The sequence below is a fragment of the Streptomyces sp. NPDC046759 genome (assembly GCF_040645475.1).
Lineage (GTDB): Bacteria > Actinomycetota > Actinomycetes > Streptomycetales > Streptomycetaceae > Streptomyces.
In genome coordinates this window covers 1-22,975 of sequence record NZ_JBEYYJ010000048.1, presented here as the reverse complement: position 1 = coordinate 22,975, position 22,975 = coordinate 1, and the positions used below count along the sequence as shown (strand labels likewise).

23 protein-coding genes are annotated in these 22,975 nt (G+C 71.6%); 19 read left to right on the top strand and 4 right to left on the bottom strand.

The window, feature by feature from the left end; translation table 11 throughout:
- Positions 1-95: 95 nt before the first annotated feature.
- From ABZ919_RS39260 to ABZ919_RS39210, 11 genes are all read left to right on the top strand, one after another.
- Positions 96-1,763 carry a CTP synthase gene (locus ABZ919_RS39260; RefSeq protein WP_361258408.1) on the top strand — a complete coding sequence of 556 codons (1,668 nt, stop codon included), beginning with the start codon at positions 96-98 and terminating at the stop codon, positions 1,761-1,763.
- An 83-nt stretch (positions 1,764-1,846) separates the two neighbouring features.
- Complete coding sequence (locus ABZ919_RS39255; RefSeq protein ID WP_361258360.1) at positions 1,847-2,473, top strand: NUDIX hydrolase; 627 nt, start codon at positions 1,847-1,849, stop codon at positions 2,471-2,473.
- A gap of 204 nt (positions 2,474-2,677) precedes the next feature.
- Positions 2,678-4,741 (top strand): tetratricopeptide repeat protein, encoded by a 2,064-nt coding sequence (locus ABZ919_RS39250; RefSeq protein WP_361258357.1) that lies wholly within the window; start codon positions 2,678-2,680, stop codon positions 4,739-4,741.
- Between the two features lie 146 nt (positions 4,742-4,887).
- Positions 4,888-6,003, top strand: coding sequence for an alanine dehydrogenase (gene ald / locus ABZ919_RS39245; RefSeq protein ID WP_361258406.1), 1,116 nt, complete (start codon positions 4,888-4,890; stop codon positions 6,001-6,003).
- Positions 6,004-6,427: 424 nt separating this feature from the next.
- Positions 6,428-7,561 carry a ParA family protein gene (locus ABZ919_RS39240; RefSeq protein WP_361258354.1) on the top strand — a complete coding sequence of 378 codons (1,134 nt, stop codon included), beginning with the start codon at positions 6,428-6,430 and terminating at the stop codon, positions 7,559-7,561.
- A complete protein-coding gene (locus ABZ919_RS39235) occupies positions 7,546-8,094 on the top strand; it encodes a hypothetical protein (protein ID WP_361258351.1) in 549 nt (182 codons plus the stop codon). Before ABZ919_RS39240 ends, ABZ919_RS39235 begins: the two co-directional genes overlap by 16 nt.
- Before the next feature lie 18 nt (positions 8,095-8,112).
- Positions 8,113-9,195, top strand: coding sequence for a segregation/condensation protein A (locus tag ABZ919_RS39230; protein WP_361258348.1), 1,083 nt, complete (start codon positions 8,113-8,115; stop codon positions 9,193-9,195).
- On the top strand, positions 9,192-9,842 hold the full coding sequence (scpB, locus tag ABZ919_RS39225) for an SMC-Scp complex subunit ScpB (protein ID WP_361258346.1): 651 nt from the start codon (positions 9,192-9,194) through the stop codon (positions 9,840-9,842). The genes ABZ919_RS39230 and scpB overlap by 4 nt, the downstream gene beginning before the upstream one ends.
- A gap of 13 nt (positions 9,843-9,855) precedes the next feature.
- The gene (locus tag ABZ919_RS39220; protein ID WP_361258343.1) at positions 9,856-10,917 is read left to right on the top strand and encodes a pseudouridine synthase; all 1,062 of its coding nucleotides are present in this window, start codon (positions 9,856-9,858) and stop codon (positions 10,915-10,917) included.
- Between the two features lie 66 nt (positions 10,918-10,983).
- Positions 10,984-11,991: an ADP-ribosylglycohydrolase family protein gene (locus ABZ919_RS39215; protein ID WP_361258340.1), complete on the top strand. Its 1,008-nt coding sequence runs from the start codon at positions 10,984-10,986 to the stop codon at positions 11,989-11,991.
- A gap of 4 nt (positions 11,992-11,995) precedes the next feature.
- The gene (locus ABZ919_RS39210; protein ID WP_361258337.1) at positions 11,996-12,745 is read left to right on the top strand and encodes a nucleotidyltransferase domain-containing protein; all 750 of its coding nucleotides are present in this window, start codon (positions 11,996-11,998) and stop codon (positions 12,743-12,745) included.
- A 94-nt stretch (positions 12,746-12,839) separates the two neighbouring features.
- On the opposite strand, the gene ABZ919_RS39205 is transcribed toward ABZ919_RS39210, so the two are convergent.
- Entirely contained in the window at positions 12,840-13,586 is a 747-nt protein-coding gene (locus ABZ919_RS39205) for a nucleotidyltransferase domain-containing protein (protein ID WP_361258334.1), read from the bottom strand.
- A gap of 21 nt (positions 13,587-13,607) precedes the next feature.
- Positions 13,608-14,042 carry a Rieske (2Fe-2S) protein gene (locus ABZ919_RS39200; RefSeq protein ID WP_361258332.1) on the bottom strand — a complete coding sequence of 145 codons (435 nt, stop codon included), beginning with the start codon at positions 14,040-14,042 and terminating at the stop codon, positions 13,608-13,610.
- Between the two features lie 146 nt (positions 14,043-14,188).
- On the opposite strand from ABZ919_RS39200, the gene aroH reads away from it, so the two are divergent.
- From aroH to der, 5 genes are all read left to right on the top strand, one after another.
- Positions 14,189-14,551: a chorismate mutase gene (gene aroH, locus ABZ919_RS39195; RefSeq protein WP_361258329.1), complete on the top strand. Its 363-nt coding sequence runs from the start codon at positions 14,189-14,191 to the stop codon at positions 14,549-14,551.
- A complete protein-coding gene (locus ABZ919_RS39190) occupies positions 14,548-15,633 on the top strand; it encodes a prephenate dehydrogenase (RefSeq protein ID WP_361258326.1) in 1,086 nt (361 codons plus the stop codon). The genes aroH and ABZ919_RS39190 overlap by 4 nt, the downstream gene beginning before the upstream one ends.
- A gap of 103 nt (positions 15,634-15,736) precedes the next feature.
- Positions 15,737-16,432 (top strand): (d)CMP kinase, encoded by a 696-nt coding sequence (gene cmk, locus ABZ919_RS39185; protein WP_361258323.1) that lies wholly within the window; start codon positions 15,737-15,739, stop codon positions 16,430-16,432.
- Between the two features lie 53 nt (positions 16,433-16,485).
- Positions 16,486-17,073, top strand: coding sequence for a lysophospholipid acyltransferase family protein (locus tag ABZ919_RS39180; RefSeq protein WP_361258403.1), 588 nt, complete (start codon positions 16,486-16,488; stop codon positions 17,071-17,073).
- A gap of 82 nt (positions 17,074-17,155) precedes the next feature.
- A complete protein-coding gene (gene der / locus ABZ919_RS39175) occupies positions 17,156-18,640 on the top strand; it encodes a ribosome biogenesis GTPase Der (protein ID WP_361258321.1) in 1,485 nt (494 codons plus the stop codon).
- 63 nt (positions 18,641-18,703) lie between these two features.
- Here der and ABZ919_RS39170 read toward each other — a convergent pair whose 3' ends face one another.
- Complete coding sequence (locus ABZ919_RS39170) at positions 18,704-19,105, bottom strand: hypothetical protein (protein WP_361258318.1); 402 nt, start codon at positions 19,103-19,105, stop codon at positions 18,704-18,706.
- Positions 19,106-19,208: 103 nt separating this feature from the next.
- Positions 19,209-19,991, bottom strand: a complete 783-nt coding sequence (locus ABZ919_RS39165) for a hypothetical protein (RefSeq protein WP_361258315.1) — start codon at positions 19,989-19,991, stop codon at positions 19,209-19,211.
- Between the two features lie 536 nt (positions 19,992-20,527).
- Between ABZ919_RS39165 and ABZ919_RS39160 the strand changes: the two genes are divergently transcribed.
- From ABZ919_RS39160 to ABZ919_RS39150, 3 genes are all read left to right on the top strand, one after another.
- A complete protein-coding gene (locus ABZ919_RS39160) occupies positions 20,528-21,190 on the top strand; it encodes a transglycosylase family protein (RefSeq protein ID WP_361258312.1) in 663 nt (220 codons plus the stop codon).
- 74 nt (positions 21,191-21,264) lie between these two features.
- The gene (locus ABZ919_RS39155; RefSeq protein ID WP_361258309.1) at positions 21,265-22,284 is read left to right on the top strand and encodes a YafY family protein; all 1,020 of its coding nucleotides are present in this window, start codon (positions 21,265-21,267) and stop codon (positions 22,282-22,284) included.
- Positions 22,285-22,585: 301 nt separating this feature from the next.
- Positions 22,586-22,801: an I78 family peptidase inhibitor gene (locus tag ABZ919_RS39150; protein ID WP_361258306.1), complete on the top strand. Its 216-nt coding sequence runs from the start codon at positions 22,586-22,588 to the stop codon at positions 22,799-22,801.
- Positions 22,802-22,975 lie beyond the last annotated feature (174 nt).

Here is a 22,975-nt window from a genome sequence, read left to right as displayed (position 1 = left end):
AAACCCCCGAACCGCAGCGACGGCACCCCCGGAAGGCTCCGGGCAGGCAGCCGCACCGCATCACAGACCGCGACCACGGGAGCCCCCTCTTGGCCATGCCGCCCGCTGCTTTTCGAAACAGCAAAGCCACGACGACCAAGCACATCTTCGTCACCGGGGGCGTCGCCTCCTCCCTCGGCAAGGGCCTGACCGCCTCCAGCCTGGGCATGCTGCTCAAGGCCCGCGGCCTGCGCGTCGTGATGCAGAAGCTCGACCCGTACCTGAACGTCGACCCGGGCACGATGAACCCCTTCCAGCACGGTGAGGTGTTCGTCACCAACGACGGCGCCGAGACCGACCTGGACATCGGCCACTACGAGCGTTTCCTCGACCGTGACCTGGACGGCACCGCCAACGTCACCACGGGACAGGTGTACTCGACCGTGATCGCCAAGGAGCGGCGCGGCGAGTACCTGGGCGACACCGTGCAGGTCATCCCGCACATCACCAACGAGATCAAGCACCGCATCCGCCGCATGGCGACGGACGAGGTCGACGTCGTGATCACCGAGGTCGGCGGCACGGTCGGCGACATCGAGTCGCTGCCGTTCCTGGAGACCGTCCGCCAGGTCCGCCACGAGGTCGGCCGGGACAACGTCTTCGTCGTGCACATCTCGCTCCTGCCCTACATCGGCCCCTCCGGGGAGCTGAAGACCAAGCCGACCCAGCACTCCGTCGCCGCGCTGCGCAACATCGGTATCCAGCCCGACGCGATCGTGCTGCGCTGCGACCGCGAGGTCCCGACCGCCATCAAACGCAAGATCTCGCTGATGTGCGACGTCGACGAGGCCGCGGTCGTCGCCTGCCCGGACGCCCGCTCGATCTACGACATCCCGAAGGTCGTCCACTCCGAGGGCCTGGACGCCTACGTCGTGCGCAAGCTCGACCTGCCGTTCCGCGACGTCGACTGGACGACCTGGGACGACCTGCTGGACCGCGTCCACAATCCCGACCACGAGATCACCCTTGCACTGGTCGGCAAGTACATCGACCTGCCCGACGCCTACCTCTCGGTGACCGAGGCGCTGCGCGCGGGCGGCTTCGCCAACAAGGCCCGCGTCAAGATCAAGTGGGTCACCTCCGACGACTGCAAGACCCCGGCCGGCGCCAAGGCCCAGCTCGGCGACGTCGACGGCATCTGCATCCCCGGCGGCTTCGGCGACCGCGGCGTGCTCGGCAAGGTCGGCGCGATCAAGTACGCCCGCGAGAACAGGATCCCGCTGCTCGGCCTGTGCCTGGGCCTGCAGTGCATCGTGATCGAGGCCGCCCGCAACCTGGCCGACATCCCGGACGCCAACTCCACCGAGTTCGACCCCGCCACCGGCCACCCGGTCATCTCCACCATGGCCGAGCAGCTGGACATCGTCGCCGGCGAGGGCGACATGGGCGGCACGATGCGTCTGGGCATGTACCCGGCCAAGCTCGCCGAGGGCTCGATCGTGCGCGAGGTCTACGACGGCAAGGAGTACGTCGAGGAGCGGCACCGCCACCGCTACGAGGTCAACAACGCCTACCGCGCGGAGCTGGAGAAGAAGGCCGGCATCCTCTTCTCGGGCACCTCGCCGGACGGCAAGCTCGTGGAGTACGTGGAGTACCCGCGTGACGTCCACCCCTACCTCGTCGCCACGCAGGCGCACCCCGAGCTGCGCTCGCGGCCGACCCGTCCGCACCCGCTGTTCGCCGGCCTGGTGAAGGCCGCCGTAGAGCGGAAGATCTCGAAGTAACACAAGGGTTGTACGGTGGCCGGGGCGCGCGCATTCAAAACGATCGCGCCCCGGCCTCTCGGCGCTTTGTGGAAGGACTGGGCATGACGATCAAGGACACCCCGGAGGAGTGGGAGATCCGGGCGACGGAGACCCCCTTCAGGGGCAACAAGACCTCGGTCCGCACCGACGACGTGGTCATGCCCGACGGCTCGGTGGCCCGCCGTGACTACCAGGTCCACCCCGGCTCGGTCGCCGTCCTCGCCCTGGACGAGGAGGACCGGGTGCTGCTGATCAACCAGTACCGGCACCCGGTGCGGCACAAGCTGTGGGAGATCCCGGCCGGCCTGCTCGACGTGCCCGGCGAGAACCCCCTGCACGGCGCCCAGCGGGAGCTGTACGAGGAGGCGCACGTCAAGGCCGAGGACTGGCGGGTGCTGACGGACGTGTACACCACGCCGGGCGGCTGCGACGAGGCCGTACGGATCTTCCTCGCCCGCCGTCTGTCCGACGCCGAGGGCGAGCGGTTCGAGGCGGAGCACGAGGAGACCGACATGGCGCACGCGCGCGTGCCGGTCGACGAACTGGTGCGCCGCATCCTGGCCGGCGACGTGCACAACAACTGCCTGGTCGTCGGCGTCCTCTCCCTGGTGGCCGCCCGCAACGGCGACGGCCTCGACGCGCTCCGCCCGGCCGAGGCACCGTGGCCGGCCCGCCCCTTCGCCTCCTGAGCCGCTCCCTTCGTGCCCCGCGCCGCACCCGCCTTCCCCAAACGCACCCGTTCGCAGTGCCCGGTGTGACGATCTCCTGATCCGATCAGGGGACCTGTGGGCCGTGCTCCTCCCGGCCCGTCGCAGAGCGTGAACTAGGCTCTTGCACGCCCGTAGCGGAAGATCCGGCGGGCTCGCGCGTGCGGTGGGACGGGAGTGTGGCCCGTGACGGATCAGGCGGTGGACACGAACGGGGTGCGGCTGTCGGCGCACGACGGCGCGCGAGACCATTTCCTGGGCCGCACAAGGGAGTTGAAGGAGCTGCGCGCCGACATCGAGCGCGCCGGTCTGGACACCCTCTCCGGCCGCAAGGCGCCACGCGCGCGCGTGCTGCTGATCGCGGGCCGCCCCGGCTCCGGCCGGACCGCCCTCGCCGGGGAACTCGTACGGCAGGTCGCCGACCGCTACCCCGACGGGGTACTGCGCGCCCGGCTCAGCGAACCGGACGGCACCCCCGTCCCGGTCGGGCGCACCGCCCGCGAGCTGCTCACCGCGCTGGAGCGGCCCGCCCCGGCCGGCGCCGCCGAGGACGAGCTCACCGAGGCGCTGCGCGCCGCACTCGCCGACCGGCGCGTCCTGCTGCTCCTGGACGACGCGGCCGGCGCCGAGCAGGTCGACGCGCTGCTCCCGCAGGCCCCGGACGCCCTGGTGGTGGCCGTCTCCGCCGGGCCGCTCACCGGCGTCGCGGACGTCCGCCCCTGCACCCTGGGCGGCCTGGACACCAAGTCCGCCCTGGAACTCCTCGCCCGCTTCACCGGCTCCGTCCGGATCACCGTGGATCCGCGGTCCGCGGAGAGCCTGGTCGAGGTTTGCCAGGGTCATCCCGCCGCGCTCGTGCTGGCCGGCGGCTGGCTCGCCGCCCGGCCCAAGGCCGCCGTCTCCGACCTCGCCAAACGGCTGCGCGCCGCCGACGACGGCACGGACGGCACCCCGCTGGCCCGCGTCTTCCGGCACGTCCAGGGCGATCTGCCCGGCCCGGCCGTCCGTATGCTGCGGCTGCTCTCCCTGGCCCCGGCCGGCCTGATCGACCCGCACACCGCCTCGTCCCTCGCCGGATGCTCGGTGAGCGCCGCCCGCGCCATCCTGGACGACCTCGTCGCCCTCGGCCTGCTGCGCGCCGTCGCCTCCCCCCTGCCCCAGTACGACGTCCCCGGCTGTCTGCACCCCCTGCTGCGGGCCGGCGCCGAGAGCCAGGAGCGGCCCGCGGAGCTGCAGCTGGCCCGGGCCCGGATGCTGGAGCGGACGGTGCGGCTGCTGCAGTCGTGCCGGGCGATCACCGAGACGGACAGCCCCCAGGCCCGGGAGAAGCTGAACGCGATGCCCCCCGAGGTGCGCTTCCCCAACCCCAGGGCGGCCGCCGACTGGCTGCGCATCCGGCGCTCCGCCCTGCTGGCCTCCGCGCGGCTGGCGGTGGCCGACGGTGAGCTGGACACCCTCGCCCGGCGCCTGATGTCCCAGCTGGTCAGGGCCATGGTCGCGCACGAGGGCACCCAGGCGGCCGCCGCCGACCTGTACGACGTACACGGCCTGGTCCTCGATGTCGCCGAGCGGCGTGGGCTGGCCCGGGAGCAGGCCGCGGCCCTGCTGAACCTGGGCGACGTGGACGCGCAGACGGGTCGTACCCGGGAGGCGCTGGCACGTTTTCGGTTGGCGCTTGCGGCGGGACGCAGAGCAAATGACCCGTACGCGACCGGTCGCGCAATGGAATCCGTAGGTGGCGCGTATCAGGAGCTCGGGGACTACGACCGGGCCGCGGACTGGTTCGGCCGGGCCCTGGCCGAGCGGCTGGCCCGGGGCGAGCGTGAGCAGGCCGCCCGGCTCTACGGCCGGATCGCCACCGCCCACACCTACGCGGGCCGCTACGGCGAGGGCCTGCGGAACTGGCGGGCCGCGGTCGCCGGCCACCGCCGCAGCGGCGATGTCGCCGCCCACGCGCGGGCGTTGAGCGAGCTGGCCCGGGTGCAGGAGTACGCGGGACGGCTCGAGGAGTCGCTGCGCACCTGCCACGAGGCGGTGGAGTGGGCGCGGCGAGCGGGCGACGCCCGGTTGCAGGCCGCGCTGCAGATCAGGCTCGCGGACACGCTGGAGCGCCTCGGCGACCCCGCCGCCGCCCGTCTGCACCGCGCCGCGGCGGAGCGCATGCTGGCGGAGAAGGCCCCCGAGAGCGACACAAGCCCGAAACGGGACGCTGATGCCTGCGAAATCCGCAGTGCATCCAGCGAAGATTGATGCAATGAAAGGCTAGACAGTCGGAACGCCTTCATTAAACTGGCTCTGCCGGACGTTCTCCTGCGGTGTCTCCCGGTATGCCCCCGCATGTCTGGGTACGTCTGTAAAGCACCCCCATACCCTCTGAGCCAAGGACCGTGATCGACGTGAAGGTCGGCATCCCCCGCGAGGTCAAGAACAACGAGTTCCGGGTGGCCATCACCCCCGCCGGTGTGCACGAGCTGGTGCGCAACGGCCACCAGGTCGTCATCGAGCGGGGCGCCGGCCTCGGCTCCTCGATCACGGACGAGGAGTACGTGTCCGCCGGTGCCGGGATCCTCGACACCGCCGACGAGGTGTGGGCCACCGCCGACCTGCTGCTGAAGGTCAAGGAGCCCGTCGCGGAGGAGTACCACCGCCTCCGCAAGGACCAGATCCTCTTCACCTACCTGCACCTGGCCGCCTCCAAGGAGTGCACGGACGCGCTCATCGAATCCGGCACCACGGCCATCGCCTACGAGACGGTCGAGCTGCCCAGCCGCGCGCTGCCGCTGCTCGCCCCGATGTCCGAGGTCGCGGGCCGGCTGGCCCCGCAGGTCGGTGCCTACCACCTGATGCGCGCGGCCGGCGGCCGTGGCGTGCTGCCGGGCGGTGTCCCCGGCGTGACCCCGGCCAAGGCCGTGGTCATCGGTGGCGGTGTCTCCGGCTGGAACGCCACCCAGGTCGCCGTCGGCATGGGCTTCGACGTGACCCTGCTCGACCGCGACATCAACAAGCTGCGCGAGGCCGACAAGATCTTCGGTACGAAGGTCAAGGCGATCATGTCCAACACCTTCGAGCTGGAGAAGGCCGTCCTCGACGCGGACCTCGTCATCGGAGCGGTCCTCATCCCGGGCGCCAAGGCCCCGAAGCTGGTCACCAACGAGCTGGTGGCCCGCATGAAGCCCGGAAGTGTCCTTGTCGACATCGCGATCGACCAGGGCGGCTGCTTCGAGGACTCCCACCCGACGACGCACGCCGAGCCGACGTTCCAGGTGCACAACTCGGTCTTCTACTGCGTCGCCAACATGCCGGGCGGCGTGCCCAACACCTCCACCAACGCGCTCACCAACGCGACGCTGCCGTACATCGTCTCCCTCGCCAACAACGGCTGGGTCGAGGCGCTGCGCCGTGACGCCGCGCTCGCCAAGGGTCTCAACACCCATGACGGCAAGGTCGTTTACAAGGAGGTCGCCGAGGCCCACGGCCTGGAGCACGTCGAGCTGGAGTCCCTGCTCGGCTGACATCCGGCCGACCCTGTGACCTGGTGAGTCGCTAAGTCACCACTCGGTAAAAGGCGATTCGTCAACACACATCGTCAACCCTGCGCACCCGGCCGGACCTTGCCCGACAAGGTCCGGCCGGATGTGTGTATGGTCACTTTGCGGCTCTCGGTCAACTCGCCTCGAACGCAACCCTTCGACCGATTCGTACACCGGTGAAACCTGCTGTGCGACGGCCGTACGCCCTTGACAGCGAGATGTTTCATTGCCGACACATCCTGCCGGGTCCGGTGGATTGTGTTGCTGCGGACCGCCGACACGCCATAGAGTCGCCAACCGTCGGCATGGTGCCACGCTGACCTTGTCTAGAAGTTTCCTGGTCACCAAGGAGGTAAGACGACTTGTGAATGAGTCGACATTTTCTCCCGGGGGTGGTCAACCAGGAATGCCTGCACGGGGCCAGGGCCCCGCGGGATTCGAGGCTGTCGGCTCCGTAGCTGTGCGCACCTTCGCAGCCCATCAGAGTTCCGGTCCGCAGGCGGCCGGGACAGCACACCAGAGCATGGATGGCCATCACGTGAACGCCATGGCCGGCGACGGAAGTGGCGCGCCCCACAACCACCTCGCCGACTACGACGAACTGCCCGAGGGGCACTTCTACGACCCCGACGCCGAGTACGAGCCCGATCCGGAGTACGCGGCCACGCTCGCGCCCGACGCGGCCCGCCAGCGCCGTGAGCGCGTCGGCCCGACCGGCCGCCCGCTGCCGTACTTCCCGATCCCGGGCCCGCTGACCGACCACGGCCCCGCGAAGATCATCGCGATGTGCAACCAGAAGGGTGGCGTCGGCAAGACGACGTCGACCATCAACCTGGGTGCCGCGCTCGCGGAGTACGGCCGGCGCGTGCTGCTCGTGGACTTCGACCCGCAGGGCGCGCTGTCGGTGGGCCTCGGCGTCAACCCGATGGAGCTCGACCTCACCGTCTACAACCTGCTCATGGAGCGGGGCATGTCCGCGGACGAGGTCCTGCTGAAGACCGCGGTCCCCAACATGGACCTGCTGCCCTCCAACATCGACCTGTCGGCCGCCGAGGTCCAGCTGGTCTCCGAGGTCGCGCGCGAGTCGACGCTGCAGCGCGCCCTGAAGCCGCTGATGCCCGACTACGACTACATCGTGATCGACTGCCAGCCCTCGCTCGGCCTGCTCACGGTCAACGCGCTGACGGCCGCTCACAAGGTGATCGTGCCGCTGGAGTGCGAGTTCTTCGCCCTGCGCGGTGTGGCACTGCTGACCGAGACCATCGAGAAGGTCCAGGAGCGGCTCAACCCCGACCTCGAACTGGACGGCATCCTCGCCACGATGTACGACTCGCGCACGGTGCACAGCCGCGAGGTGCTGGCCCGTGTGGTCGAGGCCTTCGACGACCACGTCTACCACACGGTCATCGGCCGCACGGTCCGCTTCCCGGAGACCACCGTCGCCGGTGAGCCGATCACCACGTACGCCTCCAACTCCGTCGGTGCCGCCGCCTACCGCCAGCTCGCCAGGGAGGTGCTCGCCCGGTGTCACGCCGAGTGAGTCTGCCCGGGGCCGACGAACTCTTCCGCACGACAGGGGGGATGGCACTCCAGCCGTCCACGCCCCGCCGGGCGGCCAACGGCGAGGCCCGGGTGCCGGCTCCCGCGGGGGAGAGCGACGACGTCGCCGCCGAGGACGCACCGCAGTCGGTGCCCGTCCAGGGCGGTGACGGAGAAGGCGCGGAACACGCCGCGGCCGTCGAGGCGGAGCAGGCCGAGGCCGGCGAGTCCCGCACCCGCCCGGCACGCCGGCAGGCGGCGCAGGAAGGTTCTGGCGCCGCGCCGGCGCGCAAGCGGGGCCGGGCGGCGGCCCGGCGCCCCAGTGGGCGCGAGCGGCACGACGAGAAGATCACGGTGTACGTGTCGGCCGAGGAGCTGATGGACCTCGAGCACGCCCGTCTGGTGCTCCGGGGCGAGCACGGGCTGGCGGTGGACCGCGGGCGGATCGTCCGCGAGGCGGTGGCCGTGGTCCTGGCCGATCTGGAGTCCCGCGGGGACGCGAGCATCCTCGTACGGCGGCTGCGGGGGCGGTAGGGGTAGCCTGCGGGGGCCATGACCTCGCACGACGTCCCCGACTCCGCTTCCGGCCCGACGGCCGGTCGTCGGCGTGCGCTGGGAAGAGGGCCGGGGGTTCCGCCGGCCGAACCGGTTGCGGCTGCGCAGCCGGAGGCCGAAGAGGTCGTGCCCGAAGAGGTCGTGCCCGAAGAGGCCCTGCCCCAAGGGGCCCTGCCCGAGGCCGCGGCTCCCGAGCCGGACGCGGCCCCGTCGCCCGAGGACCCACCGCCCTCCGTGAGCCGACGTCCCGTTGCGGACCCATCGCCCTCCGACGGTGTCTTCAAGGTGCGGCTCGCCAACTTCGAGGGCCCCTTCGACCTCCTCCTCCAGCTCATCTCCAAGCACAAGCTGGACGTCACCGAGGTCGCCCTGTCGAAGGTCACGGACGAGTTCATGGCGCACATCCGGGCCATGGGACCCGACTGGGACCTGGACCAGACGACCGAGTTCCTCGTCGTGGCGGCCACGCTGCTCGATCTGAAGGCGGCCCGGCTGCTGCCCGCCGCGGAGGTGGAGGACGAGGCCGACCTGGCGTTGCTGGAGGCGCGGGACCTGCTGTTCGCGCGCCTGCTGCAGTACCGCGCGTACAAGCAGATCGCGGACATCTTCAACCGGCGGCTGGACGAGGAGGCCCGCCGCTGGCCGCGTACCGTCGGCCTGGAACCCCACCACGCAGAGCTGCTGCCCGAGGTCGTCATCAGCATCGGCCCGGAGGGCTTCGCCAGGCTCGCGGTCAAGGCGATGCAGCCCAAGCCCAAGCCGCAGGTGTACGTCGACCACATCCACGCCCCTCTGGTGAGCGTGCAGGAGCAGGCCGGGATCGTGGTCGCCCGGCTGAGGGAGCTGGGCGAGGCCAGCTTCCGGATGCTGGTCGAGGACACCGACGACACCCTCACCGTCGTGGCCCGGTTCCTCGCCCTGCTGGAGCTGTACCGCGAGAAGGCCGTGGCCCTGGAGCAGGAGGCCGCGCTCGGGGAGCTGCTCGTGCGCTGGACCGGCGGAAGCGCCGACACGGCGCCGAGGGTCACCGACGAGTTCGACCGGCCGCCCGAGCAGCCCAAGGAGGAGAAGAAGGCATGACCGAGGAGACCGCGGAGCTCCCGCCGGGACTGCGGGGCGTCGCCGGCCTCGACCTCAAGCCCGCCCTGGAGGCGATGCTCATGGTCGTGGACGAGCCCGCGACCGAGGAGCACCTGGCGAAGCTGCTGGAGCGGCCCAAGCGGCAGGTGGCGGACGCGCTGCGGGAGCTGGCCGACGACTACGCCGTGCAGGGCCGTGGCTTCGAGCTGCGGTTCGTCGCGGGCGGCTGGCGCTACTACACGCGCGCGGAGTACGCCCCCGCCGTGGAGCGGCTGGTGCTGGACGGGCAGACCGCCCGGCTCACCCAGGCGGCGTTGGAGACCCTGGCGGTGGTCGCCTACCGCCAGCCGGTCAGCCGCAGCCGCGTCTCCGCCGTGCGCGGGGTCAACTGTGACGGTGTGATGCGCACCCTGCTCCAGCGCGGTCTGGTCGAGGAGGCGGGCACGGAACCCGAAACAGGTGCGATCCTGTACAGGACGACGAACTACTTCCTGGAGCGGATGGGCCTGCGTGGCCTGGACGAGCTTCCGGAGCTCGCGCCCTTCCTCCCTGAGGCGGAGGCGATCGAGGCCGAGACCCAGGAGGGAGTTCCGTCGTTCGACCCGGACGCGCCCGACGCGCCCGGCGGTCAGGACGCAGACGACTAAGACGGAAACCTTGATGCGAAGCAGCGGCAGCGGCAAGAGCGGCGGGCGCGGTAACTACCGCGGTGCCGGCAACGACAGGGACCAGAAGCAGGGGCAGGGCCGGCCCCGCAAGCCCCGCCCCGAGGAGCGCCGCTACGACGTGGGACCCGGGGCCACCCAGGACGGCCCCAAGGCCGGGCGCGGCGGCGCGGCCCGCGGTGGTGCCAAGGGTGGCCCGAAGCGGCCCCAGCAGGGCGGCCGTACGGCCCCGGCGCGCTCACGGGAGTACGAGACGCGGGTCGAGGAGCGCAACCGGGAGCGGTACGCGGGCAAGAAGGACATCAAGCTGCCCAAGACCTTCCCGGGCGCCGAGCAGGAGGGCGAGCGGCTGCAGAAGGTGCTCGCGCGCGCGGGCTACGGCTCCCGGCGCGCCTGCGAGGAGCTGATCGAGCAGGCGCGTGTCGAGATCAACGGTGAGATCGTGCTCGAGCAGGGGCGGCGGGTCGACCCGGAGAAGGACGAGGTCAAGGTCGACGGCCTGACGGTCGCGACGCAGTCGTACCAGTTCTTCTCGCTGAACAAGCCCGCCGGTGTCGTCTCCACCATGGAGGACCCGGAGGGGCGCCAGTGCCTCGGGGACTACGTCACCAACCGCGAGACGCGGCTCTTCCACGTCGGCCGGCTGGACACCGAGACCGAGGGGGTCATCCTGCTCACCAACCACGGCGAGCTGGCGCACCGCCTGACCCATCCGAAGTACGGCGTGAAGAAGACCTACCTCGCGGCCATCGTCGGCCCGATCCCGCGTGACCTCGGCAAGCGCCTGAAGGACGGCATCCAGCTGGAGGACGGGTACGCGCGCGCGGACCACTTCCGGGTCGTGGAGCAGACCGGCAAGAACTACCTGGTCGAGGTGACCCTGCACGAGGGCCGCAAGCACATCGTGCGGCGCATGCTGGCGGAGGCCGGCTTCCCGGTCGACAAGCTGGTACGCACCGCCTTCGGCCCGATCACCCTCGGCGACCAGAAGTCGGGCTGGCTGCGGCGCCTGTCCAACACCGAGGTCGGCATGCTGATGCAGGAAGTCGACCTCTAAAAGCCCTTGCCGTGATCACCGTCCGCCTTTACTGTCACGATGACGATAAAGGGGGACGGTGATCACATGTCCAAGCGCGCGGCCACCGGGGCACTCCTGGGCCTCGCCCTCGGGGACGCCCTCGGCTTCCCGACCGAGTTCAACGACGTGCCCGAGATCCTCGCCAAGTGCGGGCCGTGGCGGGAGATGGAGCTGCCGAAGCGGGCCTTCGTCTCCGACGACACACAGATGACCCTCGCCGTCGGGCGCGGTCTGCGGACGGCCATGGACCGCGGGTTCCTCGCCCCGCAGCGGCTGGAGCGGCCGCTGCGCGAGGAGTTCGTGGACTGGTACCACTCGCCGGAGAACAACCGCGCCCCCGGCCACACCTGCTTGACCGCGTGCGCCCGGCTGAACGAGGAGGGCCGGGCCTGGCAGCACGCGAGCCGGATCGACTCCAAGGGCTGCGGAGCCAACATGCGGGTCGCCCCCGTCGGGCTCGCCCCCGGTCTGTCCGACGAACAGCGCGCCGGCGCCGCCCAGTTGCAGTCCGCGCTCACCCACGGCCACCCCACCGCGCTCGCCGCCTCCGACCTCACCGCCCGCGCCGTACGGCTGCTCGCGCAGGGCACCGATCCCACCGGACTGGTCGGACAGCTGCGCTCGTACGCCCTCGAGCACCGCACCCGCTACGACCACACCTGGCTCGGCGACCTGTGGACCCGCTCCCAGGACCCGACGCCCGAGCACTTCATCGCGCGCGGCTGGGACGAGTGCCTGCGGATCCTCGACCGGCTCCAGGAGGCCGTGCGGACGGTCTCCCCGGAGACCGACCCGTGCCTGGCCACCGGTGCGGGCTGGATCGCCGAGGAGGCCCTGGCCACCGGCCTGCTGTGCTTCCTGCTCTTCCCCGACGAGCCCGTCACCGCCCTGCGCCGGGCCGCCTGCTCCTTTGGCGACTCCGACTCCATCGCCTGTCTCACCGGAGCGTTCGCCGGTGCCTGGCTGGGCGCGGAGGCCTGGCCGGCCGACTGGGCGGGGCGGATCGAGTACCGGGGCGACCTGTTGGCGTTGGGCACGCTCTGGGACGCTTAGGCCCATGATCGACGACCTCGGCATCGACCTGAAGCCCGTGGTTGCGGAGCAGCCCGACCCCCTGCTGTTCGCGACCGTCTCCGGAGCCCATCTGTACGGCTTCCCCTCGCAGGACTCCGACGTGGACCTGCGCGGTGTCCATCTGCTCCCGGCGTCCGACCTCGTCGGGCTGCGCGAGCCGGAGGAGACCCGCTCACGGACCTGGGTGCGCTACGGCGTCGAGCTGGACCTCGTCACGCACGATCTGCGCAAGTTCGTACGGCTGATGCTGCGCCGCAACGGCTATGTGCTGGAGCAGCTGCTGTCCCCGCTGGTCGTGCACACCGGGGACACCCACCGGGAGCTGGCCGCGCTCGCGCCCGGCGTCCTCACCAGCCACCACGCCCACCACTACCGGGGGTTCGCGGTGACCCAGTGGCGGCTGTTCGAGAAGACCCGCGAACTCAAGCCGCTGCTCTACACGTTCCGCGTCCTGCTCACCGGCATCCACCTCATGCGCAGCGGCGAGGTGCGGGCCCACCTGCCCACGCTCCTGGAGAAGGTCGACGCCCCCGGTTATCTGCCCGAGCTGATAGCCGCCAAGGCGGAGCGGGAGCACGGCACCGCCGAGGTGGCGCACGCGCGCGTGGAGGCCGATGTGGAGCGCCTGCACGCGCTGCTCGACGAGGCCCAGTCCACGTCGGTCCTGCCCGACGCGCCCACCGCGCACGACGCCCTGCACGACTTCGTGGTCCGCGTCCGCCTGGCGGGCTGAGGCACGCCCCTCGGGCGTGCACGCCCGAGGAGCGCGGGGGCCGGGGGCCGGCGGGAACGCGGCGCCCGGGCGCCGGCCCGTTGGGCCGGAACGGCTACGGCAGGCCGGACGCGGGGTGGGCGCGCGGCTTGGGGACGCCTGGTGCCGCGCCCGGCTGCGGCCCGTGTGCCGAGGCCCGGCGGGTCCGGAACAGGAAGTCGCCCACGCGTGCCTCGTCCGGCTCGGGCGGGAGCGGGGTGCGGTGCAGGGCCTGTTCCGCCTCCGCCCCCAGCCGGGCCATCCACGACTCGGCCTCGGCCCAGGAGACCTCGCCCCGCTTGACCGCGAGCAGCGGCTCGCGCTGGTCACCGACGTCGATCCGCAGCTCGCCGGTGAGCAGCAGGTCGCGGGCGGTGGTCAGCAGGCGCAGCAGGTGCATCGCGTGCTTCCAGCGTGGGACGCCCGTCGCCCGGACACCGGCCTCGAGCTTTCTGCGCTGGCCGAGGGCATAACGGGTGAAGGTGCCGTGGACCCGGCGGGAGAGGAAGGCCCCGCGCAGGGACAGCAGCTCCCTGCCGGTGTCGTCCACGTGCTCCACCAGCGGCGAGTGCAGGCACTCCAGGATGTTCGGGTTGCCGCGCAGCGCCAGCTCGCAGAACCGCTCCAGCTCCCAGGAGAACTGCTCCTCGCCCGGCCCCTCCACATGCGTCGGCGGCTTCTCGAACCGCCAGAACAAGGCAGTGGGGGCGAGGAACACACCCCGCCGGTCGGTGTCGCTCGTGTCCGTCGCCAGCCCGAAGGCCCGGGAACCCATGACACAGGCGTAAACGGTGTGGTCGCGTACCAGGGCCTCGGGGTGCATGCCGGGAGCGTACGCCGCCCCTCACGTCAGTTTGATCGAATTTCCCTCCACCTTGATCGACTTCGCGGGCAGTGGCCTTGTCGCGGGGCCGTGGGCCACCGAGCCGTCGGCGATGTGGAACCTGCTGCCGTGACAGGGACAGTCGATGGTGCCGTTCGCGACCCTGTTCACCGTGCAGCCCAGGTGTGTGCAGATCGCCGAGAAGGCCTTGAAGTCGCCCTGGGACGGCTGCGTGACTACGACCTTCTGGGCCGCGAAGACCTTGCCCCCGCCCTCCGGGATCTCACTGGTCTTGCCCAGCTCCCCGTCACTCTTGGTGTTGCTCCCGCTGTCGCTGCTCCTGGTGCTGCTGGTGCCGCCGCTGTTCTTGCTGCTGCCGCACGCTGCCACGACGGGTACGGCCAGCACCGCCGCTCCCGTCACCAGAACCGTGCGCCGCTTCGCGCCCTCGGCCATGCCGGCCTCCGTAACAGATGTCGAAATCGGTCAATAACGGATGCCTCGCATCGTCTCAGTGATCGGGCACCGTGCGCTCGGCCCGCGCAGGCTGACTACGCTGGACGGACCAACATCAGATCCGCATGTCAGCAGGGAGCAGCGCCGTGGCGGTACGAGCGGTCCGGGGAGCCGTCCAACTCGAGCGGGACGAGGCCGGGCACATGGACGAGCAGGTCGGAGCGCTGCTCACCGCCGTCCTGGAGCGCAACGGGCTGGCCACCGACGACCTGATCAGCATCTGGTTCACGGCCACCCCCGACCTGCACAGCGACTTCCCGGCCGCCGCCGCCCGCAAGCTCGGCATCGTCGACGTGCCGCTGATCTGCGCCCAGGAACTGGACATAGAGGGCGCCATGCCCCGGGTCGTACGGCTCCTCGCGCACATCGAGTCGGACCGGCCCCGCGCCGACATCAACCACGTCTATCTCGGCGCCGCGGCCGCCCTGCGCAAGGACATCGCCCAGTGAGAACCGCACTCGTCGTCGGAACCGGCCTCATCGGCACCTCCGCCGCCCTGGCGCTCGTCCAGCGCGGCGTCACCGTCCACCTCACGGACCACGACCCCGGGCAGGCCCGTACGGCCGCCGCGCTGGGCGCCGGCACCGACGAGGCCCCCGAGGGCCCGGTGGACCTGGCGATCGTGGCCGCGCCGCCCGCCCATGTGGCCGGTGTCCTCGCCGATGCCATGCGCCGGGGCGTGGCCCGCGGCTACGCCGACGTGGCCAGCGTCAAGGGCGGCCCGCGCCGCGAGCTGGAGGCGCTCGGCCTGGACCTGTCGGCGTACATCGGCACGCACCCCATGTCCGGCCGCGAGAAGTCCGGCCCGCTCGCCGCGACCGGCGACCTCTTCGAGGGCCGCCCCTGGGTGCTCACCCCCGCCCGGGACACCGACACCGAGGTGCTGAACCTCGCGCTGGAACTGGTCTCGCACTGCCGGGCCGTACCGGTCGTCATGGACGCCGACGCCCACGACCGCGCCGTCGCCCTCGTCTCCCACATGCCCCACCTGGTGTCCAGCATGGTCGCGGCACGCCTGGAGCACGCCGAGGAGGCCGCCGTACGGCTGTGCGGGCAGGGCATCCGGGACGTGACCCGGATCGCCGCCTCCGACCCGCGGATGTGGATCGACATCCTGTCCGCCAACCCGGGTCCGGTCGCCGACCTGCTCTCCGACGTCGCCGCCGACCTGGGAGAGACCGTGGAGGCCCTGCGCGCCCTGCAGTCCTCCGACGAGGCCGAGCGGCGCGTGGGCACCACCGGCATCGAGGACGTGCTGCGGCGCGGGAACGCGGGCCAGGTGCGGGTACCCGGCAAGCACGGCAGCGCGCCGCGCGTGTACGAGACCGTCGTGGTGCTCATCGACGACCAGCCGGGCCAGCTGGCCCGCATCTTCGCGGACGCGGGACGGGCCGGGGTCAACATCGAGGACGTGCGCATCGAGCACGCGACCGGGCAGCAGGCCGGCCTGGTCCAGCTGAGCGTCGAGCCCAAGGCGGCACCGGTGCTGAGCGAGGCGCTGCGGGAGCGGGGCTGGGCGCTGCGGCAGTAGGCAGAGCCGCATGCGTCCGGACGAGTGACCCGCACCCAGTAACCTTGTGCAGGGCGCTCTCGCCCCCGCACCCGCCCACACCGCACCAGGAAGGTGTCCCTCCGTGGAAAACGGCGCCGCCCCGACCGCCAAGCCCGTGATCGTCGCGATCGACGGCCCCTCCGGCACGGGCAAGTCCAGCACGTCGAAGGCCGTCGCCGCGCAGCTCGGCCTGAGCTACCTGGACACCGGCGCCCAGTACCGCGCGATCACCTGGTGGATGGTGAGCAACGGCATCGACCTGGAGGACCCGACCGCCATCGCGGCCGTCGCCGGAAAGCCGGAGATCGTCTCCGGCACCGACCCGGCCGCCCCGGCCATCACGGTCGACGGCGTCGACGTGGCCGGCCCGATCCGCACCCAGGAGGTCACCTCCAAGGTCAGTGCGGTCAGCGCGGTGCCCGAGGTGCGTTCTCTGATCACCGAGCTGCAGCGCTCGATCGCCGGCGGCGCGCAGAACGGCATCGTGGTCGAGGGCCGGGACATCGGGACGACCGTCCTGCCGGACGCCGACCTGAAGATCTTCCTCACCGCCTCCCCGGAGGCCCGCGCGGCCCGCCGCAGCGGTGAGCTGAAGGGCGCCGACGTCCACGCCACCCGCGAGGCTCTGATCAAGCGGGACGCGGCCGACTCCTCCCGCAAGACCTCGCCCCTGGCCAAGGCCGACGATGCGGTCGAGGTGGACACCACCGAGCTCACCCTCGCCCAGGTCATCGAGTGCGTCGTCACCCTGGTCGAGGAGAAGCGGGCCGGGAAGTGAACCTGCCCTCCGAGCGGGGTGCCGAGGTGGGCCGGCGCATCGGCGTCGGCCTCATGCACGGCCTGTGGAAGCCGCGCGTGCTCGGCGCCTGGAAGGTGCCGGCCACCGGCCCGGTGATCTTCGCCGTCAACCACTCGCACAACATCGACGGCCCCATGGTCATGGGTGTCGCGCCCCGGCCGACGCACTTCCTGATCAAGCGGGAGGCGTTCGTCGGCCCCCTCGGCTCCTTCCTGACCGGCATCGGCCAGCTGCAGGTGGACCGCACCGCCGCCGACCGCACCGCGATCACCCGCGCCCTCGGCGTGCTGGAGGCCGGGGGAGTCCTGGGAATCTTTCCGGAGGGCACCCGGGGCGAGGGCGACTTCGCCTCGCTGCGCGCCGGGCTCGCCTACTTCGCCGTACGCAGCGGGGCGCCGATCGTGCCCATCGCCGTCCTGGGAAGTTCCGGGAAGCGGGGACGGTTGATAAAGGGGCTGCCACCGGTGCGCTCCCGTATCGACGTCGTCTTCGGCGACCCCTTCGAAGCGGGCGACGGGAGCGGACGCCGCACGCGCACGGCGCTGGACGAGGCGACCGAGCGCATCCAGAAGCAGCTCACCAGCCACCTGGAAAACGCCAGGCGCCTGACCGGGCGCTAGGCGACACTTGAGTAGTGGATCAGCCAGGACGAATCGGACCGATCCACCGACCACGACGAATGAACGACGAGGTACGCACTTCATGAACGACGACATCCAGCCCGGCGACTCGGCTGAGCACGAGTACGACCACGGGGCTCTCGGCGACGCCGAGTACGCGGAGTTCATGGAGCTCGCCGCGGAAGAGGGCTTCGACATCGAGGACGTCGAGGGCGCCATCGAGGCGGCGGGCCACGGCCCGCTGCCCGTGCTCGCCGTCGTCGGCCGCCCCAATGTCGGCAAGTCGACCCTGGTGAACCGGATCATCGGCCGCCGCGAGGCGGTCGTCGAGGACAAGCCCGGCGTCACCCGCGACCGCGTGACCTACGAGGCCGAATGGGCCGGCCGCCGCTTCAAGGTCGTCGACACCGGCGGCTGGGAGCAGGACGTCCTCGGCATCGACGCCTCCGTCGCCGCCCAGGCCGAGTACGCGATCGAGGCGGCCGACGCGGTCGTCTTCGTCGTGGACGCCAAGGTCGGCGCGACCGACACCGATGAGGCGGTCGTCCGGCTGCTGCGCAAGGCCGGCAAGCCGGTCGTGCTGTGCGCCAACAAGGTCGACGGCCCGAGCGGCGAGGCCGACGCGGCCTATCTGTGGAACCTCGGCCTCGGCGAGCCGCACCCCGTCTCGGCGCTGCACGGCCGCGGCACCGGCGACATGCTGGACGCCGTGCTCGAGGTCCTGCCGGACGCGCCGCGCGAGACCTTCGGCGGGGGCGGCATCGGCGGTCCGCGCCGGATCGCCCTGATCGGCCGCCCGAACGTCGGCAAGTCCTCCCTGCTGAACAAGGTGGCCGGCGAGGAGCGCGTCGTCGTCAACGAGCTCGCGGGCACCACCCGTGACCCGGTCGACGAGCTGATCGAACTGGGCGGCGTGACCTGGAAGTTCGTCGACACGGCGGGCATCCGCAAGCGCGTCCACCTCCAGCAGGGCGCCGACTACTACGCCTCCCTGCGCACCGCGGCCGCGGTGGAGAAGGCGGAGGTCGCCGTCATCCTGATCGACGCCTCCGAGAACATCTCCGTACAGGACCAGCGGATCGTCACCATGGCCGTCGAGGCGGGCCGCGCCGTGGTCGTCGCGTACAACAAGTGGGACACCCTCGACGAGGAGCGCCGCTACTACCTGGAGCGGGAGATCGAGACCGAGCTGGGCCAGGTCGCCTGGGCCCCGCGCGTGAACGTCTCGGCGCGCACCGGCCGCCACATGGAGAAGCTGGTCCCGGCGATCGAGACCGCCCTCGCCGGCTGGGAGACCCGCGTGCCCACCGGCCGCCTGAACGCCTTCCTCGGCGAGCTGGTCTCCGCCCACCCGCACCCGGTCCGGGGCGGCAAGCAGCCGCGCATCCTCTTCGGCACCCAGGCCGGCACCAAGCCCCCGCGGTTCGTCCTGTTCGCCTCCGGCTTCATCGAGGCCGGCTACCGGCGCTTCCTCGAGCGCCGCCTGCGCGAGGAGTTCGGCTTCGAGGGCACCCCGATCCAGATCTCGGTGCGGGTGCGCGAGAAGCGCGGCGCGAAGAAGAAGTAACGGCTGTACGACGTGAAGGGCGGCCCCTGGTGGACCAGGGTGCCGCCCTTCACCGTACGCCGGTCACAGGCCTCGGCGCGGCCCCGGAGGCAGCGCCGGGGCCGGAACGTGCTGCATCCCGGTGTCCTGCTGCTGCCGCCCCGGCGTGCCGACCCGCTGCCACTGCGACTGCTGCCGCGCGCTGTACGCGCCGGCGCTGTAGGCGCTGTAGGAGCTGCTGAACGACCCGGCCCGGTGCCCTCCGTAGGACCCCGTGCGGTCCGAGAGGTGCCCGAAGGGGCTGAACCTCAGCCCCTCCTCCCCGCTGCGGTCACCGGGCAACGTGCGGAAGGTCTTGACCCACTCGGCGTAGAGCGAGTCGTAGATCGGCGTGGCCGAGGCACCACCGGACCCGTCCTGCCCCGTCCGTGCGGAGGGAATGGAGGGGAACGGTGACCGGTGGGGAGGAGTGTCGTATGCGTGCACGTATGTCCAAACGACGGCACCTGCGAAGGGATGCGGGTCCGGGGCATGCCTTTAGGGGCGCGAGGAACCGACCGCCGCACCCTCCCCGCTCATCGGGCGACGCTCACGTGCCCGCGAGCGGCAGCGCCGCCGCGACCAGCTTCCCCTGTGCCGCCGCCTGGTCGAGCGACCCCCGCAGCAGATCCTCCCGCGGCTGCCGCCCGATCGAACCCACCGGGGCCGCGAACATCAGCACCTGCTGGTGCTTGTTGGCGGCGGCCCGCCAGCTGTCCGTCACCTGCAGCGGCTGGTGGGCCTGCCACCACGCGACGGGCTGCCCGCCGTTCGCCGAAGGCTGCAGCACCGCGTGCAGCCGGCCCACGGCGAGCAGCACCGACCAGCCGTGCAGCACCGGTGGTACGGACGCCAGCTCGGTCACCGGCATGAACCCCTGCTCGATGAGCAGCGGAAGGAAATCGTCGCCCGCCCCGATGGACCCCGGGCGCACGATCGGCGAGGTCGGCTCGACGACGAGTGCGGGGTGCAGCTCGCCCTCGATCAGGACGAGTCCGCTGGTCACGCCCAGCACCGCCTGCTCGGGCGCGGTCTGCTGCGGTTCGCCCGCGGCGGCGACGCCGCCGATGGACCGCACGGCGCCCTGCAACTGCTCCTCGGTGACCTGGACGACCTGCGAGGGCAGGCAGCTGGCGTGGGCGAAGGCGAGGACGGCGGTCTCGTCGCCGACGAACAGAACGGTGCTGGTGCGCTCCTGCTCGGAGTCGCCCGGGGTGCGGCAGGACGTGCAGTCGTAACTGCCCGGGGCGTTCTCTCCGGCGAGCAGCCGGTCGGCTTCTTCGTCGCCGATCTCGGCGCGTACGGCGTCACTGACGTCGAGCATGCGCGGCACGGTGGCTCCCTGGGGATGCGTGCTGGGTCGACCGGGTGGCTCCCGGCCGCTGAGCCCCGGGGTTCCGGGCTCATGAAGAAGACAACGGACGTCCTGTGGTGGGGGTCACGCCCCGGGGGCAACCGGTTCGAACCAACCAGCGCACACGGTCACCGGAGGCTCCCATTCTGCTACGCACCGTCAACTCACCGCTGTGTCAAGGAAATTGACGAGGTGAAGTGAGTCACAGATCGCCGCGGTCTTTGGTCGAAAAATCAGGAAATCAGGGAATGTAGTGGGTGGCCGAAAATCGACGATACCCGCGGTAACGGGGAACTGGCCTGGAGCGACGAGGAGTTGGTTGATTCCGGCCGCCCGCCCTCTCTACATTCCTCCGCCGTGTGCAACGAGCACCGCTCGGGTACGTCCGACGCCCGGCACCGGCAACGCACGACGCCGGCACCGGCCACGAGGACGGGGCGGCACGACGAACCGCGGCCATGCGCGGCCAGACGTGATCCGCCCGGGGGAGCCCGGGTTCGTGGAGAGGGAATTACATGTCCGAGTGTGCCGATACCACCCGCAACACCGACCGCCCCGACGGTGCCCGCAAGGGCCGTACGACGGCCGCGCTGGCCGGAGCCGCGCTGCTGGCCCCGCTGGGACTGCTGGCCGCCACCGGCAACGCCGCCGCGGCGGACAACGGAGTGTGGGACCGCATCGCCCAGTGCGAGAGCGGCGGCAACTGGCACATCAACACCGGCAACGGCTACTACGGCGGGCTCCAGTTCTCCGCCGGCACCTGGCGCGCGTACGGCGGCACCGCCTACGCCCCGACGGCCGACCAGGCCTCCCGGAGCGCGCAGATCGCCGTCGCCGCCAAGGTCCAGCAGGCCCAGGGCTGGGGTGCCTGGCCGGTCTGCTCGGGCCACGCCGGAGCCTTCGGCGCCGCCCCGGCGGCCGAGGCCACCGGTACGAGCGTCGACAAGGGCAGCGTGACGACGAAGTCCGCACCGGCGCAGGCGCCGGAACGTCCGACGGGGCACACGAACCGCAGCGAGTCCCGCGGCGCGGGGAACTACACCGTCCGTGAGGGCGACACGCTGAGTGTCATCGCCGCCCGGCACGGGACGACCTGGCAGCGCATCTACGCCGCCAACAAGAAGGTCATCGGCGACGACCCGAACCTGATCGTGCCCGGCCAGCGCCTCGCGCTCTGAGCGCCGGCACCTGCAGGACAGCCGCTGCCCGTCGAGGACAGCGGCTGTCCGCGTTCCCTGACAGACTCGGCCCCATGTTGGAGACCTCGGCACGTCTGCTGCGTCTGCTCTCACTGCTCCAGGCCCACCGCGAGTGGTCCGGCGCCGAACTCGCCGACCGGCTGGGTGTCACCACACGCACCGTCCGCCGGGACGTGGACCGGCTGCGCGAGCTGGGCTACCCGGTCAACGCCAGCCCCGGCACCGGGGGCGGATACCAGCTGGGCGCGGGTGCCGAACTCCCGCCGCTGCTGCTGGACGACGACGAGGCCGTCGCCGTGGCCGTCGGTCTGCGCACCGCCGCCGGACAGGGCATCGAGGGCATCGGCGAGACCTCCGTGCGGGCCCTCGCCAAGCTCGAACAGGTGCTGCCGAACCGGCTGCGCCGCCGGGTGAGCGCCCTCAACGCCTTCACCGTGCCGATGCTGCGCGGCGGCCCGCCGGCCGCGGACGTCGACCCGGCGCTCCTGACCGAACTGGCGCACCTGTGCCGGGACGCCGAGCGGCTGCGCTTCGCGTACCCCACGCACGAAGGCGCGGACAGCCGCCGTACCGTCGAGCCGCACCGGCTGGTGTGCACCGAGCGGCGCTGGTATCTGGTCGCCTGGGACGTCGACCGGGCGGACTGGCGTACTTTCCGCGTCGACCGCATCAGCCCCAGGCCGCCGCACGGGCCGCGCTTCACCCCGCGCCGGCCGCCCGCCGAGGACCTGGCCGCCTATGTGTCCAAGGGCGTCTCCACGCGCGCCTACGCCACGCACTCCGCGGTACGGCTCCTGGTGCCCCTGCACGAGGCCGCCGAGCGGATCTCCCCGTCCGCCGGGACGCTGGAGGCGGACGGGGAGGGCGCCTGCATCCTGCGCAGCGGAGCCCCGAACCTCGAGGTGATGGTCATTCACATCATGATGACCGGTTTCCCCTTCGAGGTGATCGAACCCGCCGAGCTGACCGAGGCGATCAGGACGATCCGGGACCGGCTCGACGCCGCCCTGGACCGGGCCCACCCGGTCCCGCTCCGGCAGGGGGCATACGGCGGTCATGTGCCGAACCCGTGAAATTCCTATGCGGCGTCAGCTCTCCTGGCATTGCTCGGCATTGCGCGGGGAATCACCTCCCGGGCTCGTACTGATCCCTACCGCCGCGCATTCCGTCCGGTTAATTCGGAGGGGTACTCCGGAACTCGTGAATTCTGTTCGATTACCCCGATGGGCCGTGCGGAAACGCCCGTACGTGTGACGGAGTTCGAGGGAAACGGTGGCCGGGAAGCTGTGACACAAGTGTGACGAGAGCCGGATGAGACTCTTACCCGGCCGTGCCCTGCTTCCGTCACCGCCGGTCGCGGCCTAGCGTGGCCGCATGGCACCGATTCCCACTCCGCCAGCGGAGCCCCAGGACAGTCCGGACGGGTACGTCGGCCTCGACGCCGCGCACGCCGAGCGGCTCGCTCGGCAGCGGGGATGGTCGACGGTACGGTCGCTGCCCCCGGGCGCGATCATCACCATGGAGTATCGGGCGGGACGGCTGAACTTCGAGGTGCGGGAGGGCCTGGTGGTCCGGGCCTGGAAGGGCTAGAGCCGTCTTCCGTGGGCGCCGTCGCGGCCGGTCGCGCGGCGTCCCGCGCCGCCTACGGGCGATGGCCCCGCTTCCCTCCTGCGGGGAGGGGGGGCCAGGCCCGGAGGGGGGGGGGGGGGGTGGGGTTCCGGGCCCCCCGGGGTGGGGGGCCGGCGGAATCCCCCCCGCCAAGGG